Annotated in this window: 19 protein-coding genes and 1 other RNA gene; 4 read left to right on the top strand and 16 right to left on the bottom strand. The window is 43.7% G+C overall.

Features of this window, described 5'->3' with window-relative positions; translation table 11 throughout:
* Nucleotides 1-67: 67 nt before the first annotated feature.
* The 5 genes from ypwA to kdgR all read right to left on the bottom strand — a co-directional run bounded on the left by ypwA (nucleotide 68) and on the right by kdgR (nucleotide 5,346).
* Nucleotides 68-1,573 (bottom strand): carboxypeptidase, encoded by a 1,506-nt coding sequence (gene ypwA / locus FB592_RS18000; RefSeq protein ID WP_141949924.1) that lies wholly within the window; start codon nucleotides 1,571-1,573, stop codon nucleotides 68-70.
* A 112-nt stretch (nucleotides 1,574-1,685) separates the two neighbouring features.
* Entirely contained in the window at nucleotides 1,686-2,678 is a 993-nt protein-coding gene (kdgT, locus tag FB592_RS17995; RefSeq protein WP_040082818.1) for a 2-keto-3-deoxygluconate transporter, read from the bottom strand.
* A gap of 44 nt (nucleotides 2,679-2,722) precedes the next feature.
* A complete protein-coding gene (gene eda, locus FB592_RS17990; RefSeq protein WP_087961031.1) occupies nucleotides 2,723-3,313 on the bottom strand; it encodes a bifunctional 4-hydroxy-2-oxoglutarate aldolase/2-dehydro-3-deoxy-phosphogluconate aldolase in 591 nt (196 codons plus the stop codon).
* 1 nt (nucleotide 3,314) lies between these two features.
* Entirely contained in the window at nucleotides 3,315-4,289 is a 975-nt protein-coding gene (gene kdgK, locus FB592_RS17985; protein WP_015251846.1) for a 2-dehydro-3-deoxygluconokinase, read from the bottom strand.
* Nucleotides 4,290-4,326: 37 nt separating this feature from the next.
* Entirely contained in the window at nucleotides 4,327-5,346 is a 1,020-nt protein-coding gene (gene kdgR, locus FB592_RS17980) for a pectin utilization transcriptional regulator KdgR (RefSeq protein WP_124048178.1), read from the bottom strand.
* Nucleotides 5,347-5,567: 221 nt separating this feature from the next.
* On the opposite strand from kdgR, the gene kduI reads away from it, so the two are divergent.
* On the top strand, nucleotides 5,568-6,395 hold the full coding sequence (kduI, locus tag FB592_RS17975) for a 5-dehydro-4-deoxy-D-glucuronate isomerase (RefSeq protein WP_103804274.1): 828 nt from the start codon (nucleotides 5,568-5,570) through the stop codon (nucleotides 6,393-6,395).
* 1 nt (nucleotide 6,396) lies between these two features.
* Nucleotides 6,397-7,161 (top strand): 2-dehydro-3-deoxy-D-gluconate 5-dehydrogenase KduD, encoded by a 765-nt coding sequence (gene kduD, locus FB592_RS17970; RefSeq protein ID WP_049141306.1) that lies wholly within the window; start codon nucleotides 6,397-6,399, stop codon nucleotides 7,159-7,161.
* 41 nt (nucleotides 7,162-7,202) lie between these two features.
* Here kduD and FB592_RS17965 read toward each other — a convergent pair whose 3' ends face one another.
* Complete coding sequence (locus FB592_RS17965; protein ID WP_049141304.1) at nucleotides 7,203-9,128, bottom strand: ATP-dependent DNA helicase; 1,926 nt, start codon at nucleotides 9,126-9,128, stop codon at nucleotides 7,203-7,205.
* Between the two features lie 102 nt (nucleotides 9,129-9,230).
* Nucleotides 9,231-9,422, bottom strand: coding sequence for a hypothetical protein (locus FB592_RS17960; protein WP_003246090.1), 192 nt, complete (start codon nucleotides 9,420-9,422; stop codon nucleotides 9,231-9,233).
* A gap of 163 nt (nucleotides 9,423-9,585) precedes the next feature.
* Here FB592_RS17960 and FB592_RS17955 point away from each other — a divergent pair, with 163 nt between their 5' ends.
* Nucleotides 9,586-9,738, top strand: a complete 153-nt coding sequence (locus tag FB592_RS17955) for a YpzG family protein (RefSeq protein ID WP_010327933.1) — start codon at nucleotides 9,586-9,588, stop codon at nucleotides 9,736-9,738.
* A 52-nt stretch (nucleotides 9,739-9,790) separates the two neighbouring features.
* Here the strand turns inward: FB592_RS17955 and FB592_RS17950 are convergent, their stop codons facing one another.
* The 9 genes from FB592_RS17950 to FB592_RS17910 form a co-directional block, all read right to left on the bottom strand.
* Entirely contained in the window at nucleotides 9,791-10,948 is a 1,158-nt protein-coding gene (locus FB592_RS17950) for a THUMP domain-containing class I SAM-dependent RNA methyltransferase (protein WP_141949921.1), read from the bottom strand.
* 100 nt (nucleotides 10,949-11,048) lie between these two features.
* Nucleotides 11,049-11,429: RNase P RNA component class B (rnpB, locus tag FB592_RS17945), an RNA gene on the bottom strand.
* A gap of 65 nt (nucleotides 11,430-11,494) precedes the next feature.
* Nucleotides 11,495-11,791 (bottom strand): cell division regulator GpsB, encoded by a 297-nt coding sequence (gpsB, locus tag FB592_RS17940; RefSeq protein WP_003225629.1) that lies wholly within the window; start codon nucleotides 11,789-11,791, stop codon nucleotides 11,495-11,497.
* Between the two features lie 75 nt (nucleotides 11,792-11,866).
* The gene (locus FB592_RS17935) at nucleotides 11,867-12,412 is read right to left on the bottom strand and encodes an SLOG family protein (protein ID WP_015483367.1); all 546 of its coding nucleotides are present in this window, start codon (nucleotides 12,410-12,412) and stop codon (nucleotides 11,867-11,869) included.
* A gap of 88 nt (nucleotides 12,413-12,500) precedes the next feature.
* Nucleotides 12,501-12,728 carry a spore coat protein CotD gene (gene cotD, locus FB592_RS17930; protein WP_010886551.1) on the bottom strand — a complete coding sequence of 76 codons (228 nt, stop codon included), beginning with the start codon at nucleotides 12,726-12,728 and terminating at the stop codon, nucleotides 12,501-12,503.
* Nucleotides 12,729-12,811: 83 nt separating this feature from the next.
* Complete coding sequence (locus FB592_RS17925) at nucleotides 12,812-12,940, bottom strand: hypothetical protein (RefSeq protein WP_003230707.1); 129 nt, start codon at nucleotides 12,938-12,940, stop codon at nucleotides 12,812-12,814.
* A 100-nt stretch (nucleotides 12,941-13,040) separates the two neighbouring features.
* Nucleotides 13,041-14,282 (bottom strand): metal-dependent exonucleaseMrfB, encoded by a 1,242-nt coding sequence (gene mrfB / locus FB592_RS17920; RefSeq protein ID WP_070547477.1) that lies wholly within the window; start codon nucleotides 14,280-14,282, stop codon nucleotides 13,041-13,043.
* Nucleotides 14,283-14,297: 15 nt separating this feature from the next.
* Entirely contained in the window at nucleotides 14,298-16,547 is a 2,250-nt protein-coding gene (gene mrfA / locus FB592_RS17915) for an ATP-dependent helicase MrfA (RefSeq protein ID WP_021481523.1), read from the bottom strand.
* Nucleotides 16,548-16,649: 102 nt separating this feature from the next.
* Nucleotides 16,650-17,156, bottom strand: a complete 507-nt coding sequence (locus FB592_RS17910) for a PTS sugar transporter subunit IIA (RefSeq protein ID WP_015483368.1) — start codon at nucleotides 17,154-17,156, stop codon at nucleotides 16,650-16,652.
* Nucleotides 17,157-17,293: 137 nt separating this feature from the next.
* Between FB592_RS17910 and FB592_RS17905 the strand changes: the two genes are divergently transcribed.
* A complete protein-coding gene (locus tag FB592_RS17905; RefSeq protein WP_021481524.1) occupies nucleotides 17,294-17,713 on the top strand; it encodes an Hsp20/alpha crystallin family protein in 420 nt (139 codons plus the stop codon).
* Nucleotides 17,714-17,729: the final 16 nt, after the last annotated feature.

Here is a 17,729-nt window from a genome sequence, read left to right as displayed (position 1 = left end):
GATATCATTCGTATTTCAAGGGTATACGATATAAAAGAGCCTGACGACCGCGCCGCCAGGCTTTTGATTATGACAGATAGAGATTTGAATATTTGTTTGATAAATAATCAATTAAATAGCGAACATTCAGCTCTTCTCCTGTTGCATCTTTAATAATGTCTAACGGCTTTTTCCGTTTTCCGTGAATGTGCACCTTTTCCGTCAGCCATTGCTTTATCGGATGGAACTCTCCTCTTTCCAAGAGAGCGTCAAATTCAGGGAGATCCTCAAGCATTTTTTGTTTCAGCTGAGCCGCATACATGTAGCCGAGCGCATAGGATGGGAAGTAGCCGAAATCTCCACCTGCCCAATGGACGTCCTGTAAAATCCCATCTGCGTCAGTCTGCGGTGTAATCCCTAAATAATCTTGGTATTTTTGATTCCAAAGCGACGGCAGATCTTCCACAGACACTTCATTGCTGAAAATCGCTTTTTCAATTTCATAACGGATGATGATATGAAGAGGATACGTCAATTCATCCGCTTCGACCCTAATAAATGAAGGTTTTGATTCATTGATTGCCCGGACAAAATCATCCAGGGAGATGTCCTTGAACTGTTCAGGTGATGCTTCTTGAATCTTCTGATAGTACGGTGTCCAAAAATGCTTGTTGCGGCCGATAAAATTCTCGTAAAATAATGATTGCGATTCATGAATTCCCATTGATGCGCCGTCTGACAAATTCGTGCCACTGAGTGCTTCATCAATATTTTGCTCGTAAATCGCGTGCCCGCACTCATGAATGGTGCCAAAGATCGCCGTCCGGAAATCTTTTTCATCATATCTCGTCGTGACCCGAACGTCTCCCCGATTCAGCGTAGTTGCAAACGGATGAACGGTTTCATCAAGTCTTCCGCCATCAAAATCGTAGCCAAGCTCCTGTAAAAAATACAGACTGAGCTCTTTTTGCTTTTCTTTCGGGAACGCTTTTGTAAGAAAGCTTGTATCTGGTTTATTTCCGGAAGCTGTCACCTGTTTAACAAGAGGGATAATCGCTTCCTTCAGCTCAGCAAACAGCTGATCAAGCACCTTTACCGTGACGCCGGGCTCAAACAAATCAAGCAATGCATCATAAGGATGCTCTTGATATCCCCAATACGTAATAAAACGTTTATTGAATTCAATCAGCTGTTCTAAATAAGGAGAAAACAAGCTGAAATCAGATTTTCCTTTCGCTTCCTCCCACGCTGTTTCTGCCTTTGAACACAGAATCACGTATTCTTTGTATTCAGCCTCAGGGATTTTCTTATTCTCTTCATACTCTTTTTTCGCCAGTTCCACTGCTTTTTTCGTATCTTCCGACAAGTCATCAAATCGTTCATACAGGACATCGATAAGCTCCTTCATTCGATCTGATGTTTGGATATTGAATATATCTGTTGAAAGCTGGCCGATACTTTCGGCACGATCCTCTGAGCCGTTTTTCGGCGCGCCTGTTCTGGAGTCCCAGTGCATTAACGCAACTGCTTCGCTGTAATGTGAGATTCTTTTTAAAAGATCAAAAAATTCTTTTTCATATGTATGTATCTCCATATCCATTCCCTCCCTATTCTAGCCGTTCCATTACAGGCTAATGGAAGGGGGTATGAAAGTCAAATTGTTTGTATAAAAGGCTGCCGGGATGTTTTTATGGCAGCCTTTTTATTCAGTTGATCGTCATTTGATTTTTTGGCGGAGGTGTTCTCCGCTTTTTCTGCTTGATTTTTTTATCTACCCACACTGTTGCCAGCGGGGTTAAGAGCGAGGTGACAATAACGCTTGTCGCGATAATTGCAGTTGCCGACTCAGCAACTGGCGCAAATGAGGCATTCGCTTCCGCTAATGCATATGGCACGGCTACAGCCGCCCCTGCCGTAGAAGAAGCGGCCACTCCCGCAACACCGTCTCCCCGCGCGACAAAACGATCAAGTAAAAACAAGGAACTGCCCGATAAAATGACGACAGAAACTCCGATAAAAATGCCGAGCAGCCCTGATTGGATCAGCATTCCAAAATTCAAGGTATTGCCAAGCGAAAAGGCGAAAAATGGAATGATCGCCGGCACAACTTTGCTGAATAAGTCTCTGAGATCGTGATCCAGATTTCCAAGTATACATCCAAGTAAAAACGGGATGACTGTCGCTGCCAGCGTTTCCCATGGGAATGCGGCAAGTCCCGTCACACCAAACGTCACCATGGTCATAAAAGGACCAGATTCTGTACTGATAAAGGCGAAAGCGCCTGCATCCTCTTTTCTTCCCATATGGTTCATGAGCGCTAAATACAGTCCGCCGTTCGTTTCATTCATTACCGCGACAATTGCTAAAACAGAAAGGCCTGCAAAAAAGCCGGATTGTATGCCTTCGTCAGGTATAAATTGCGCTGCGATCACGCCAAGCAGCGCTGCAAATCCGACCTTTCCCAATAATAACGTGATTCCTTTTCTTGCGATATAGCCTGAAGAACGAAAATCAATCGTTGCTCCTACGCAAAAGATAAAAACACCCAGTATCGGCAGCGTTCCGGTAATCAAAGCACCCGTAAACCCTCCAAAGAACTCCGCTGTTCCAGGCGCAAACGTGTTGAGCGCCGCTCCAAGAAATAGCGGAATAATCATCATGCCGCCAGGTACCCGTTCAATTGTCGCCTTGATTTTCATATTGTGGATTCTCCCATCCTCCGGTTATGAAAAAACAATTTCACTTACACTTGGAAAACAGCCTGCAAATCCTCTTTTGAACAGCTGCCCAGCTGGCTGCCGACTCCGACGGCGCCAGCTCCGGCTCTAAGCCAATTCGGCACTTCAGACGGATGTATCCCGCCTGTCGGAATAAAGGTCACCTGCGGGAAAGGACCCGCTAAATTTTTCATAAACGGGATGCCAAACACACCGCTTGGGAACAGCTTTAATGTCGTAAAACCGAATGTCAGCGCTTCCATAATTTCGCTCGGAGTCAAGACGCCGGGGATATAATGTGTCTTTACAAAAGATAGATGTTCAGCAAGATCAGCTGAAAAACCCGGACTGACAATAAACTGCGCGCCAGCCTCAGCAGCTTCCCCAGCTTGCTGCGCGGTGATGACCGTGCCCGCGCCAATTAAAATATCTTCCCTATTACGGAAGGATTCGATAATATCTGATGCCCCGGGGGTCGTATACGTCACTTCAACTGCACGAATCCCTTTATCTAATAAACTCTCAATCTGCTGACAGGCCTCCTGCTTATCCTTTGAACGAATGACTGCAATCAGCTTTGCTTCTTTCAGACGGTTTTCAACGACTTTGGACTCCATATTAATAATCCCCTTTCTTTTGGTGAACCGTTCTTTGAGCAGATAAAAAAGAAGCTAATTTCTCCCTGGTCGGCAAACCGTCCATATCCCCCGGTGCCTGCACTTGCAAAGCGCCAATCGCATTTCCCCTTTGCACCGCATCCTTGTACGACAAACCGTCTAGGATACCGCTGATTACACCGACTGCAAATCCGTCTCCGGCGCCGACCGTATCAACCACCCGGTCGACCCGGCAGCCTTCTAGAAATCCTTCACTTGTCCCCGTTTTAAAGTAAGCGCCTTCTTTTCCAAGTTTAATAGCAACAAAGCTGGCACCTTTTTTCAAATAATAGTCGGCAATGCCTTCAGGTGTTTTTTCTCCGGTCAATAGCTCTCCCTCTGCGATACCCGGGAAAAACCAGTCTGCAAGCCCAGCCAGATCATTGATTGTGTGTACCATTGTTGCTTGATCAGGCCAAAGCGAAGGTCTTACATTAGGGTCGAATGAAATGGTCTTCCCTGCGTTTCTCATGTCGTTCATGACATGATACGTGAAGTCTTTCATCTCGGCTGATAAAGCAGGCGGAATGCCTGTCACATGCAAATGGCCTGCGCATTGAAAATAATCTCTCGGATATTCAGCTGAAGTTAATGTGCTTGCAGCTGAGTTTTTCCTATAGTAGGTAACTTGCGGGTCGCCTTCTTTCACTTTTGACTTCAGCAACAGCCCGGTGGGATTTTCGTCCTGCGAGCGGATCACGCGGGACACATCTACTCCCTCTTTTTTAAGCTCTTGTAAAATAAACGTTCCGAGCTGATCATTGCCGACCTTGCTCATCCATCCCATTCGGAATCCGAGTCTGGCAAGACCGCAGGCGACATTGCTTTCTGCTCCGGCAAGCCCTTTAGAAAAAGTGGATACTTCATGAAGGCCTCCATACTCATTTGCGTAAAACATGGCCATTGATTCCCCGAATGTCACCGCATCAAGCTTCATCTCTTCCCAACCTCCTCTTAGTTGAGGGCACCTAGGATTAAAGTGACTTTCTCATGATGACTTTTGCCTCTAATTCAATGGTTTGAGGCGCTCCTTTGTCACCTTCAATCCTTTTTAATACACGTTCCATCGCCGTCCTGCCCATATCATGTGACGGCTGGGCGATCGTTGTAATGCCTGGACCGATCAGTTTATACCATTCCGTATCATCGAATCCTGCAATCCCTATATCTTGAGGGATGCGCAGGCCAAGCTCTTCCATACAGCTGATGATTTTCAGCATAATCAAGCCATTCAAAGCCAGAATCGCTTTTTTTTGCTCCGGCATTTCCTTGCGAAAAGAACGGAGCGCCGCCTTAAGCTGCTCCTTGTCCTTTACGTCAATTTCATGCAATCTGACAAGCCCGTTCACATTATGAACCGAAGCCATTTCCTGATACACAGCTGCTCTTTCTGCACGAGGGCTGATAGAGGAAATCGGTTCGGTAAACAGCGCGACATCAGTATATCCTTTGCTGTACACCTTCTGAAGAATCTCTTTTGTGATCCATCTGTTGTCAGTCGTTACGGTATCCAGTTTCAGATCCGGCAGTTTCCGGTCAATTAAGATTGTTGGAATTTGCTGTTCAGCAAAAGCGCGCAGTACATCCTTGTTTTCCCCTGTTGCGTTTAAAATCAAGCCCTCAACCGAATGGGCTTCTAGCTTTAAGAGCATTTCCCGCTCTTTTTCAGGACTGTTATCTGTGTTGCACACCATAATGCTGTATCCATATTGATCACAAACCTCTTCGACTCCCCTGAAAGCAGCGACCGAAAAAGGATTTGTAATGTCAGCTACAACAAATCCGATTAACTTGCTTTTTTTTATTTTCAAACCTTGTGCCATTTTACTCGGCCGATAATTCAATTCTGCGATTGCCTTTTTAATGTTTTTCACTTTTTCAGGAGAAATCGCGTCAATTTTTCCGTTAATATAGCGGGAAACTGTCGATTTCGAAACTCCTGCACATTCAGCTACATCTTTGATGGTTGTATGGCCTGTTGTTTTCTTTTTCATTCAAGTGCTCCTGTATCTCATATATTTGAAACCGATTTCAAAACCGTTACAACAAAAGGATACCATAATTTTAGAATTTGGAAAGAGTTTTTTTAATAATGTGTCAATTCATTATTTTTCCGTTGACTCTTTTCACTATTTATCCTAAAATTTTCTTTGAAACCGTTACCAAAATATTTTCATTCAAGTGTTGCTGAAATCCTAACCAAGGGGGAAATATAATGGAAAATCGTTATTCTGTACATCCTGAACAAGTAAAACGCTTTACAACAGAGGAGCTTCGCAGTCATTTCTTAATGGATCCTTTATTTACAGAAAACAAACTTACGATGTATTACTCACATGAAGACCGGGTTGTCATCGGCGGAGCGGCTCCAGGGCAAAGTGAACTGAAGCTTGATGCAGGTGATTTTCTAAAAACAGACTTCTTTTTGGAACGGCGTGAAATCGGGATTATTAATGTCGGCCAGCCTGGTGCCGTTAGAGTCGGCGATGATGAATATGTGCTTCAAACAAAGGATTTTCTCTATATCGGAATGGGTAATCAGGATGTATCATTTTCAAGCCTGAACGGTGAAAAAGCGAAGTTTTACTTCGTCTCCGCTTGCGCCCACAAAAGCTATCCGACACAAAAAGCCGCCCTAGCTGAACTGACACCGGACCGCCTTGGTGATGATGCAGCGTCTAATGTCAGAAGTCTGTACAAAGTCATTCATCAGGATGGCATTAAAAGCTGTCAGCTGATGATGGGAATAACGATATTAGATCAAAACAACAACTGGAATACCATGCCAGCACACGTTCATGACCGTCGGATGGAGGCTTATCTTTATCTGGATCTTGAAAAGGACTCAAAGGTATTTCATTTCATGGGCCAGCCGGACGAAACACGCCATCTTGTTGTTGGAAATGAGCAGGCTGTCCTTTCTCCCGCCTGGTCTATTCATTCTGGCGCAGGAACATCAAACTATAGCTTTGTGTGGGCGATGGCTGGAGAAAATTACACATTTACGGACATGGATCTCGTTCCGATGGATGGGCTGAAATAAGATGGGTTATCTACATGACGCCTTTTCATTAGAAGGAAAAACAGCGCTGGTGACAGGCCCGGGAACAGGGATCGGTCAAGGTATTGCCAAAGCCCTAGCCGGGGCTGGCGCTGATATTATCGGCACATCACATACAAGCAGCCTGTCTGAAACACAGCAGCTTGTGGAACAGGAAGGCCGGATATTTACATCTTTTACATTGGACATGAGCAAGCCGGAAGCGATAAAGGATTCTGCAGCTGACCTGTTTGAAAACAGGCAGATCGACATCCTTGTCAATAATGCCGGCATTATTCATCGGGAAAAAGCGGAAGATTTTTCAGAAGAGAACTGGCAGCACGTACTGAATGTCAATCTACACAGCCTGTTTATTCTGACACAGCTTGCTGGCAGGCACATGCTGAAAAGAGGTCATGGAAAGATTATTAATATTGCCTCTCTCCTGTCTTTTCAAGGCGGCATCCTCGTTCCGGCTTACACCGCGAGCAAACACGCTGTTGCCGGTTTGACAAAATCATTTGCAAATGAGTGGGCAGCGTCCGGTATTCAGGTCAACGCAATCGCCCCAGGCTATATTTCTACTGCGAATACAAAGCCTATTCGGGATGACGAAAAGCGAAATGAGGACATTTTAAAGAGAATTCCTGCCGGCCGCTGGGGCCAAGCGGATGATATCGGGGGGACTGCAGTCTTTTTGGCATCACGTGCTTCAGATTATGTAAATGGACATATTTTAGCAGTTGATGGCGGCTGGCTATCCCGCTGACAAATAAAAAAAGCTGACGAACGACCGTCAGCTTTTTTCCATTACATCATGTGCGGTTCAACAGGCAAGACCTTTTTGACCTCATCAATGATGCGTTCATTTTCTCCGCCAGCGTAAATGTGAATCGAGCCGCTGTCTTGATTCGAGCGAATCAGGCGCCCGATGCCCTGCCGTACACGTAACAACATATATGGCAGATCAACTTCTTCGAACGGATCTTTTTTCGCTCCGTTGCGCTTCGCTGTAAATACAGGATCGTGTGGCGGGAACGGCAATGACCAAATGGTAACATTCTTCAATGCGTCACCGGGAATGTCGAGTCCTTCCCATAAGTGAACTGAACAAAGTACTGTTTCCTCTTCCTCTTGGAATTTCTCTACTAAGCTGCTGATTTCCTCATCACCTTCGAAGAAAATTGGATACGGCAGCTCCCATGCCGCCGACAGCTCTTTAAACTCGTTTAATTCTTCAAAAGAAGGGAAAAGCACCAGCGTTCTTCCTTTGTAACGTTTGATTGTTTCAATCGTTTCAGCCGTTTTTTGTTCAGCGGCCATATCTGTTTTTGCGTATAGATTAATACTCATTTGCTCGTCATAATCATAAGGGGAATCAACAGTTAATGACAAATAATCATGAATCCCAAGACTGTCGGCAATATAATCAAACGAACCGCCTTCTGACAGCGTAGCAGAAGAAAAGATATAAGGAATTTTCTTAGAAAACACTTTTTCGCCAAGTACTTCTGCTACCGTTCTCGGCATCACGACAAAAGTTGATTCTGCTTCCTTTTTCTCCAGCCAGCTGATCGCATCCTTTTGATATAGAGATAATGAATACGCCATTTGTTCAACATATTCTTCCACTACTGACAGCTCGTATTGATCAATCGTATACATTTCAGACTCAAATACAAGTGCCTCACCGATTTTATCAAGTAAACTGCAAAGCTCGTCCGCCGCCTTTTTGACACGCTGGTCATTTTTTATTTCTAAACGGTGTGAACCGGCTACTTCCTTTGATTCTTCAGAAAGAACATAGAAAAATTCGTCGTTTGCGAGAAGCGCATCTTCAATCAATTCTGCAAACTCTTCTCTGATGTCATTTTGCAGCAATCGTTCTAAAAACAATTCAAGAGTAGACTGCTTCACTCTATAGGTTAGCGCTTTTTGCGCAGCAAACTCTAACAAGTGCCCCTCATCAAATACAACTGCACTATGATCAGGCAAGAGCGGCAGCTGGCCCTCTCGTTTGCGTGATTCTTCCGTCCACACATGCTCCATATAAAAATCATGGGAACAAATGATTAAGTCCGTTGACTTGCGGTAGTAATCTCTGGAAAGTGTCAGACCGCATCTGTGTCTCATATCACAAGTCAGACAGTCCTGAAACGAGTCGTAGCTTACGTCAGACCACTCTTCATTCGATAGATTTGCGTACTGCTTACGGTCGCCATACGGATAAAAGCGCTGCATCGCCTGTGACTCGTGGACAAATGACGGTAACGACTCATAAAGATCCAGCCATTTATCATCATCAGAACGCTGCATTGTTTTTTCAAGCTTCTTCAAGCATAAATATTGCTCATGTGATTTTGACAGCCTTGTATCAATTTTCAGATCAAGATGCTCAGCCAGCTTAGAAATATCGCCCTCTTTTTTCACCAGCTGTTCAATTAATGTTTCATCTGCACAAGCGATGATGGCGGGTTTGCCGACATACCTTGCATAGCTGATTGCAAAAAGAAGATAAACCAGCGTTTTCCCCGTTCCCACTCCAGCTTCGGCGAACATGACTTTTTTCTCTTTAAACGCCCGCTCCAGCTGAAAAGCCATAAATACTTGCTCGTCCCGAAGATCAAACCCTTTTTCGGGAAGGATATCGTAAAACACGTCACCAATCCAATTGTTCAATTCTTCATAAAAATTCTTTGTTTTCGTTAAAGAAAAAGGCAAACGTGATGTTGTCACCTAGTTCCAACCCCCAACTATTCGACATTCAGACCACCAATAATATCATTTTCCGCTGATGAATACAATAAAAAAACTTGGCAATGCCAAGTTTTTTGCAGTTTACTTACGATTGATCACATGCGACGATAAAAAAGGATGGTCTGTTGAATAAATATGTTCTACCGCTTTTTCTAAATCAGTTTGCGCATGCGAAATCACAGACGGAGACGAATCAGTCCCGAGCTCCTTCAGCTCGTTTGCTGTTGCGTCAAGCGCCCTTTGAATAAGATTAAAATGTTCGCTGTTCAGCATGAGATCACCTCTGATGGAAATAATCATCATTGTATGCGAACTTTTCATTTTATATACATGCTTTACCGCATGTTATCACCGAAACATGCACAAACTACACTTGATATTCCGTCTCCGGATTATCCGTCTTATCAACAATATTCTATCAGGGAGTGATGTTGACATGAGTTATAGAAACCGATTAGATCAGCATTCTGAACTGTTTCATCACAATTGGACGCGGCCTAAACGTTCTAAGTCTCAAGTAAACGGTCACACTGAAATGTCCCAAACCAACATTATATTGAGAAGCAACGCGAAAGCTCACCGTTGGTAACGATAGAATAGGGCTGAAAGATGAAAGAAGACGCATGCAGAGCGTCTTCTTTTTATGCGTTTTCTGTTTTCTTTCGCTGCGGCCTTACTTTTGACCAATATTGATAATAATCCGTTTTAATAAACCCGTTAAAGAGCTTTCGTTTCTTCGTTGCTTTTCTGCCATATGCTTCCTCAAAGTTTTCATTTGATGTCAGCATATACACAGACCAAGTATCAAGCGGCTCGAACGCCTTCCCCATTTCTTTGTACATCTGCTCAACGGCTTTTTTCTCGCCGAGACGCTCTCCATATGGCGGGTTGCCGACAATTACGCCAAATTCCAGATTTGTGGTAAAGTCTTTGACCTGCATCTGTTTGAACTGGATTAGATCTCCCAATCCTGCTTCCTCTGCATTTTCTTTTGCGATTTGAACCATGCGGTGGTATATGTCGCTAGCGAAAATTGTAAGCGGCTGATCATAATTTGCCTTTTCTTCGACTTCAAGCCGCGCTTTGTTCCACAGATCTTTACCGATCCATTCCCAATCCTCTGAAACAAAATCGCGATTGAATCCCGGGGCGATGTTTTGGCCGATTAGCGCCGCTTCTATCGCGATTGTTCCGGAGCCGCAGAAAGGATCAACAAACGGGCGGTCAGGCGTCCAATTGGTTAATTGCACCAAAGCGGCAGCAAGTGTTTCTTTAATCGGCGCACCGCCCTGATCGACACGGTATCCTCGTTTGTGAAGGCCTGTCCCTGATGAGTCCAGTGTAATCAAAGCCTGATCTTTCAATAAAGAAATTTCGACTTTATACTCGGCACCTGTTTCTTCAATCCAATCATTGGCTTTGCCGGACTGCAGCTTGAGTTTTTCGACAATTGCTTTTTTGACGATCCGCTGACAGTCGGGAACGCTTGCAAGTGTTGATTTTACCGATTTTCCGATGACAGGGAATTTCCCGTTTTCAGGTATAAATGAGCGCCAGTTAATCGCTTTCGTTTTTTCAAACAGTTCATCAAATGTTTTCGCTTTAAAAGAAGCAACCTGAACCTTTATGCGGTCGGCTGTTCTAAGCCAAAGGTTCGCACGGCAGATGGCAAGTGCATCACCTTCAAAAATAACTTTCCCGTTATCAACCTTGCATTCGTATCCTAAATCTCGTACTTCCTTTGCGACAACAGCTTCAATGCCCATCGGCGCCGTTGCAATTAGTGTATACTTCTTCATCGTATCACCCTGTCTTTTAAAACTTTTCTCTTTTCAAGATAAAAGCTCTCCTTATACGGGAGAGCTTGTTTTCATCATTTTAAATGTAAGTGGTCTAACGTTCTGTAAGCCATGTTTTGTTCCGTCGTACTGCAAACGGCTCATCACCTCGTACTCAGGCGGCAATCATCTATCTACAGAAAGCATTCTGTCCTTCTCTCCGTTGAATTCCGTTAAGAAGGTTCCCCTACCAAAATTTGGGTTTCTCGCTCGAGGGGTTTACCGCGTTCCACTCTCACCATTTCTAGTGAGACTTCGTCACTGTGGCACTTTCAAGGATACTCAGCCATATCCGAAGACGTAGGCTTTTTTCCTGCCGTCAGCCTCTAAAGACTGCCCTAGCTTATGACTTCGCTAGGCACGAACACTACGGGCATCTCAGCACCGTGCGAGCATGGACTTTCCTCTACAGATTCAAGATCTGCAGCGATTACCCGAACGTTAAGAACATGAATTATTATATAACAACTGATTACAATTTACAAGCGCCATTTTTTTCAAGCGTGATCAATCATAAAGCTTGCTGCCAAAAACGTGTTTTTCTAAGTTAGACAGCCGTTTTAAAATATCAAAGTTTGTTGTGTTAGATTGCACAGGCTGTTTTTTGCTTGCTTCTTCAAGCTGTTTTTTCAGCTGCAGATTTTCCTGCTGCAGTTCTTCAATTTCTTGATGGAAGGTTTCATAATCCTTAATAATCATATCTAAAAATTTGTCAACGTCTTCTTGCTTGTAGCCTCTAACGCCTGTTTTAAATTCTTTTTCCAAAATTTCTTTCGCAGAAAGCTTTACTTTATCAGCAAGCATCTTTTTCACCTCGTATCGTGAATCATCACATATATTTTTTCAGAAATCTGTACGGTTGTCAAATTTCTCTTATTGCTATGAGTAGCTGTCTTCCTCTACTGTCACTCTCAAGTCATCCATTGTAATAAAGTAGATGGGATAGCCATCCTTTTCGCGCCTTTTTTCCGCTGTCCCAAGCATATACTTAGGGGAGCCTTCCTTTTCCGGGTCATATAAAAGCAGAAGCCCGTCGGACTTATCAATGAAGAACTGATTTTTTTGTTTGAATTGAAGCGGGCTTTCATAAGGACGGTGAGTCAGGCTTGCTTCATAGTCTGCCTGAGCCAGAACTGCTTCATACTGTTCCTTATTCGGTTCTTTCCAGTTCTTTTCCTGCTCGTAAAATGGTGTGATGACAGCTACCTTTAAGTCAGGGTATTCCTCCTGCAAATCATATGCAGCTTCTGCCGCCCACAGCTCCGCTCCAAGCTGGCCCGAAATTAAAATCCATTCTAATCCTTCATCCAAAAAAGCAATCAGCCGGTTCTTAATGGCTTTTTTTATGTAATACAGCGCCTTGTCATCCTGCTTAAATATCCCGAGTTCAAACGGTTTATAGCCCGTAATTGCCAGTACTTTCATCATTTCACCTGCTTTAAAAAATGGGGCTCCCGTGGGCCCCATTTGTTGTGCTGCATTGTTTACACCATCAAGCTGCACGTTTTCCATACTAGTAGTCGCAGCAAGGTTTTCCTGCTTGAAAATGCTGATGCGTAGCCGGGTCAACATTTGAGAAAGTGTGTGGAAAGTAGTGAACGTGCTGAAAATGCTGGTGGTTTACGTTTGTTGTATGCTGTGGGTGAATGTGCGGCACGATAGTCTTCGAAAACGTATGGTGTTCACAGCAATGAGTAGGATGGACAATTGGCGCCATCATATGCGGTCTGCAGTGATGCATGATAAAATCCCCTTTCCATAAACTTTATTACAATACTAAGCTATGAAAAATAAGGGGTACATGTTCTGATGCAAAGACCTATTTTAAAAGTGTGCAATTAAGCTGTCTTTAAAGTTTGAAAACACAAAAGCAATCAAAAATACCACAACAAAGAACAAGTAAAAAACACCCTTATACATACCAACTCTCCCTTTAAAAATAACTAACGTCATTTTACAGGATTCGCCGCTATTCTACAACAAAATCAATGTGAATTCAGCAAAAAAAATTCATGGCGAAACAAGTCGTCTTTTGCGCTTTCCCGGGGAATATTTAAGAGGAATATTTCCTCTTCAGCCGGGCAATTCTCACATGCAGTTTTTCAGTTTCTTTCTCTGATAAGCATGCCGCATCGCTAAGCAATTGCTCTGCTATTTGCAATGCTTTTCCGAATTCTTTTTTCTTATGCTCAAAATATTTCGCGAGCTCTATTACAGCAGCGTATCTGCACTTCTGGTTTTGCGAGCGGGACAGCTTTTCCCAAAGCGGCACTGCTTCTTCCAAGCGGTTTTGTTTTTTGTACAGGAGCGATAAATCCAGCCGTGCACTGTCCTGATTCTCAAACGATTTTTCTATAAGCCTTTCCAACTGCTTGATCGCTTGGTCCGTTTCTTTATGAGCCATAAACCATTTCGCCATAGCATAGGCTTCACTGTGTTCTTTTGGCGCATGTGATTCTGAAAGGATTTTTTTAGACATATGGATGTACAATGAAATGAGTGATAACACATCCATTTCATTATGATGCAGGACACCTTTTAAAAGATCCGGCTCTTGCGCCTTGATAAAATGAAAGTAAAGCATTGGCGCCAAGTAGCCCGGTGTGTCTTCTAGTCTGCGGATGCCGAGCTCCTCTTTTTCAACCGTGCCAAGAGATACGCGGTCCATTTTGTGTTTCCACAGGCGTCTAGCTCCATGCAAAAGATCAAAGTGGCCAAACTCCGGAAGCTTCGGAAGTCTGTCACGGATCAAGGTGTGCCTTGTTTTCACCTGCGGCCAATCAAAGGCTTTGCCGTTGTAGGTCACAAGTGATGTAATGTCAACCTCGCTTAAAAAGCTTTGGTACAAGGCGACTTCGTTCCCCGGTTTGGGCAAAAGATGCTGTTTGACTGTCACTCGGTCTTCATATACTCTCGCATGCCCAAGCAAAAAAATGGTATTCCCAGCTCCACCCCCAAGACCGGTTGTTTCTGTATCAAAGAAAAAGAGGTTGTTTTTGTTATACCCTTTTGCTGACAACGTATGCGACAGGCCGCTTTGATTCCACAGTGTGATCACTTCCTCAAGCTCAGAAAAGCTGTATAACCCATGGCGGTGAGAAAGCGGATATTCTACTTCTCTGATGAGGCAGTATTCATCTTCGAAGATGAAAGGCTTCATGCCAAAAGCCTCCCACTCTTCTAAAAACGGGATGTCATCAAAGTGGTTTTCTTGTTTGCCTGCTTCTATTTTTTGTTCTCCTTCATCGAGCACCATGTGCTTTTTCATCCGTTGGAGTTTCCCTTTTAATGACATATCCGGCCTCCCTCCTTACGACATTTGATCCAACAGCTGCAAAATTCTTTCCTTTGCTTTTATCCCTTCTATTTCCGTACCTATACAAGACGGACAGCCGTCATAACAAGGACAATGTGTAATCAGTTGTTTCGCCGCTTCATTAATGTCTGAAAAACGTTTAAAGACTTCCTCCGCCAAACCGATACCGCCCGGATAATGATCATATAAAAATATGGTTGGCAATCCGGTATGGGCTGCTTTAATTTGAGAAACAACATGAACATCATTTCGATCACACATGATATACACAGGGACAATATGCTGCAGCACATTCGAGATGCCAAGAAGCAACTGTTCCAGTGTCTTTTCCCCGATGTCTTCATCCGCTGTTTTGATTTCGAGCCAAGCTGCACTTGTATGCAGTTCTTCTTCCGGCAAATGAATAGGTCCAGACCCAATATTTTCAAAAGTGGTCATTTTTATTTTTTTAAAAATGGTCGGCAGGGCATTGACAGTGACGTCTCCATAGTGCAATGACGTACGGCTTTTTTCTTTCGTTTTATCGATTTCTAAAACCTTCAGCTGAACTGCCAGGTTTGCATCCGTATAATATTCGACATCGACTTTTCTGACATACGCCTTTTTATGTTCCCAATCGAGCCTCTCAACTTGATACTGAACGCCTTCATGCAAATAAATCGCTTCATCATGTAAAAGCGTCATCGCACTAAAACGGTCCATTTCACCGATAATCCTTACATTTGCAATATCCGACTGATCAACTATAACGACATTTTCCTGGGAGGCGGAACGCAAACTGATGTTTGAAGCAGGGAACGACTCACTTGCCCAATGGTACCGTTCGCCGTTGCGGTGAAGAACAGCCTCTTCCTGAAGATACTCAAGAATATCACTGACTTCCATGGCTCCAAATTCTTCATCAGCTCTAAAAGGAAGCTCATAAGCCGCACACTTTAAGTGGTCTACTAAAATTATTAAATTCTCCGGATTAATTCTTGCAGATTCCGGCGAACGATTAAAGAAATATTCAGGATGCCGCACAATATATTGGTCAATCGGTGTTGAATTGGCTACCATGATAATCAAAGATTCACCGTGTCTTCTGCCGGCTCGTCCGGCCTGCTGCCAAGCACTTGCAACACTTCCGGGATACCCCGTCATTACACACACTTGCAGCTGGCCGATATCAACACCAAGCTCTAAGGCATTCGTACTGACCACTCCTAAAATGTCGCCTTCTCTCAGGCCTTTTTCGATTTCTCTTCGCTCTTTCGGCAGATAGCCTCCCCGATAGCCTCTGATTGATTTTGTTCCAATCTCTTTTTTCACAAGCTCCTGAATATGGCTTAAAATAATTTCCACCCGAACTCTGCTTCTGGCAAAAACAATGGTCTGCACTTTGTTTTTAAGGAACTCTTTCGCCAGTTCATTCACTTCTGCGGTTGCGCTCCTTCTAATATTCAGCGGTTTGTTCACAATTGGCGGATTGTAAAACACAAAATGCTTGCGTCCGCTCGGTGCGCCGTTGTCATCGACCAGCCGCATCGGTTTGCCTGTCAGCTGCTCTCCCAATTCCTTTGGGTTGGCAATTGTTGCGGAAGTACAAATAAAAACCGGATCACTTCCATAAAACCGGCAGATCCGCTTTAGCCGCCGGATCACATTTGCTACATGGCTGCCGAACACACCTCGATACGTATGAAGCTCATCGATGACGATATACTTAAGGTTTTCAAACAAACTGACCCATTTCGTATGATGCGGTAGAATGGCAGAATGCAGCATATCGGGGTTTGTAATGACAATATGACCTGCTTTTCTCACCTTTTGTCTGATTGCCGGAGACGTATCCCCGTCATATGTAAAGCTTTTAATATCAATGCCCATTTCATCAATAATTTCATTTAGCTCGCTCTTTTGGTCTTGTGCCAGCGCTTTAGTCGGAAATAAATATAACGCCCGGTTTGTTTCATCTTGGGCGATGGACTGCAGGACTGGGAGGTTGTAGCATAACGTTTTTCCTGATGCTGTTGGCGTTACGGTAACGATGCTTTCTCCTTTTTGCACATATTGAAAAGCGGAATATTGGTGAGTATATAGTTCATCAATGCCCCTTTTCGAAAGGGCCACTTTGATTCTCTCGTCTATACTTTCGGGCATAGGCCTTGTTTTTGCTTCCCGAGGCTCAATTTCATGCCAATTCACAACGTTTTCATTTCCTTTTAAATCAGAAATGAGTTCAGTCAGTGATTTCTTTTTCATTCTTTACACCTCTTTGTCAAGTACAGTTTACCGAATATTTGTTTGCATGGCTAGGTGCAAATTTTATACAGTTGAATAAAAAAAGCAAGGCATACGCCCTGCTTATTTCGCTTTTATTGTAAGGAGCTTTGATTCGCCTTTACGAGCAGCCTTTTCGCCTGCCGGCACAATTGATCCTACAGCCTCACCATTCATTATAACGATTGGGATGACTGTGCTGCTCGCTTTTTCTTTTATTAATTCCAAATCACATGTAATCAGCGGGTCACCGACCTTCACTTTATCCCCTTCTTTAATGTGGGCAGTAAATCCTTCTCCGTTCATATTGACTGTCTCCAGCCCGACATGAATTAACAGCTCAATTCCCGAGCGAGTCCGAATGCCAACGGCGTGTTTGGTGTGGAAAATCTGAATGACTTCACCTTCAGCGGGAGAAACGATTTCACCGCTAGAAGGTTCCACCGCTATTCCTTCTCCCATCATTTTCTGTGAAAAAACAGGGTCCGGTACATCTGACAGGTCCATTACTGTACCGTCTGCCGGAGAATAAATAACCTCTTCTGTCACCTTTTCCTGAGTTTTGCCCATTCCGAATAATTTTTTCAGCAATGTATTTTCTCCCTTCTCATTCACTTCAACCGTTATCCCTTCATTCACCACTATTTAACCACACTTTCAATTTTGCTTCAATTTATAACAACATCTGGCATAGACGCATAATCTGGTTAAAAAAGGCGGTGGCGAAATTGGAATTCTATGATGACAAAAAGAACGAACTGCAAAAGAAAGAAGAAATCATAACGGAGGCAATCGACACTCTTTTTCAATCCTCAGCGTTCGGCAACCTTATAAACGGATTTCAGAACCTGGTCAACTCGAGTTTAAAGGATGTGCAGACTACCATACATGTCAGAGAAAGAGATACTGGGCTGTATATCGATATTACCATTCCGGCGACGTTTCGAGATGGCGAGATCGTCGTTGAAGTTAAATCGAGGTATCTCCATGTAACACTCCAAGAAAAACAGAAACACCAAAATGAGGCTACCTTTACAAGCATGACAAGAACGGTTCAGCTGCCTTATGAAGTTCGCCAAGAAGATATGGAAACGTCTTGGAACGAGCAGACAATGACACTTTTCTTTCCAAAAAATAAGCATGAATGAACGATTCATTCATGCT

Source organism: Bacillus sp. SJZ110, assembly GCF_006715455.1.
Lineage (GTDB): Bacteria > Bacillota > Bacilli > Bacillales > Bacillaceae > Bacillus > Bacillus subtilis.
This window is presented reverse-complemented; position numbering and strand designations above follow the sequence as displayed.

What these genes read in the sequence shown, in the direction of transcription:
- kduI (WP_103804274.1), top strand. Translation starts at nt 5,568, where the DNA reads ATGGAAAATCGTTATTCTGTACATCCTGAACAAGTAAAACGCTTTACA.
- FB592_RS17960 (WP_003246090.1), bottom strand. Translation starts at nt 9,422, where the DNA reads ATGCTGAACAGCGAACATTTTAATCTTATTCAAAGGGCGCTTGACGCA.
- eda (WP_087961031.1), bottom strand. Translation starts at nt 3,313, where the DNA reads ATGGAGTCCAAAGTCGTTGAAAACCGTCTGAAAGAAGCAAAGCTGATT.
- FB592_RS17935 (WP_015483367.1), bottom strand. Translation starts at nt 12,412, where the DNA reads ATGAAAGTACTGGCAATTACGGGCTATAAACCGTTTGAACTCGGGATA.
- mrfB (WP_070547477.1), bottom strand. Translation starts at nt 14,282, where the DNA reads ATGTCATTAAAAGGGAAACTCCAACGGATGAAAAAGCACATGGTGCTC.
- kdgK (WP_015251846.1), bottom strand. Translation starts at nt 4,289, where the DNA reads ATGAAGCTTGATGCGGTGACATTCGGGGAATCAATGGCCATGTTTTAC.
- gpsB (WP_003225629.1), bottom strand. Translation starts at nt 11,791, where the DNA reads ATGCTTGCTGATAAAGTAAAGCTTTCTGCGAAAGAAATTTTGGAAAAA.
- mrfA (WP_021481523.1), bottom strand. Translation starts at nt 16,547, where the DNA reads ATGAAAAAGAAATCACTGACTGAACTCATTTCTGATTTAAAAGGAAAT.
- kduD (WP_049141306.1), top strand. Translation starts at nt 6,397, where the DNA reads ATGGGTTATCTACATGACGCCTTTTCATTAGAAGGAAAAACAGCGCTG.
- kdgT (WP_040082818.1), bottom strand. Translation starts at nt 2,678, where the DNA reads ATGAAAATCAAGGCGACAATTGAACGGGTACCTGGCGGCATGATGATT.
- cotD (WP_010886551.1), bottom strand. Translation starts at nt 12,728, where the DNA reads ATGCATCACTGCAGACCGCATATGATGGCGCCAATTGTCCATCCTACT.
- FB592_RS17955 (WP_010327933.1), top strand. Translation starts at nt 9,586, where the DNA reads ATGAGTTATAGAAACCGATTAGATCAGCATTCTGAACTGTTTCATCAC.
- ypwA (WP_141949924.1), bottom strand. Translation starts at nt 1,573, where the DNA reads ATGGAGATACATACATATGAAAAAGAATTTTTTGATCTTTTAAAAAGA.
- FB592_RS17950 (WP_141949921.1), bottom strand. Translation starts at nt 10,948, where the DNA reads ATGAAGAAGTATACACTAATTGCAACGGCGCCGATGGGCATTGAAGCT.
- FB592_RS17925 (WP_003230707.1), bottom strand. Translation starts at nt 12,940, where the DNA reads ATGACGTTAGTTATTTTTAAAGGGAGAGTTGGTATGTATAAGGGTGTT.
- kdgR (WP_124048178.1), bottom strand. Translation starts at nt 5,346, where the DNA reads ATGAAAAAGAAAACAACAGGCCATACAACCATCAAAGATGTAGCTGAA.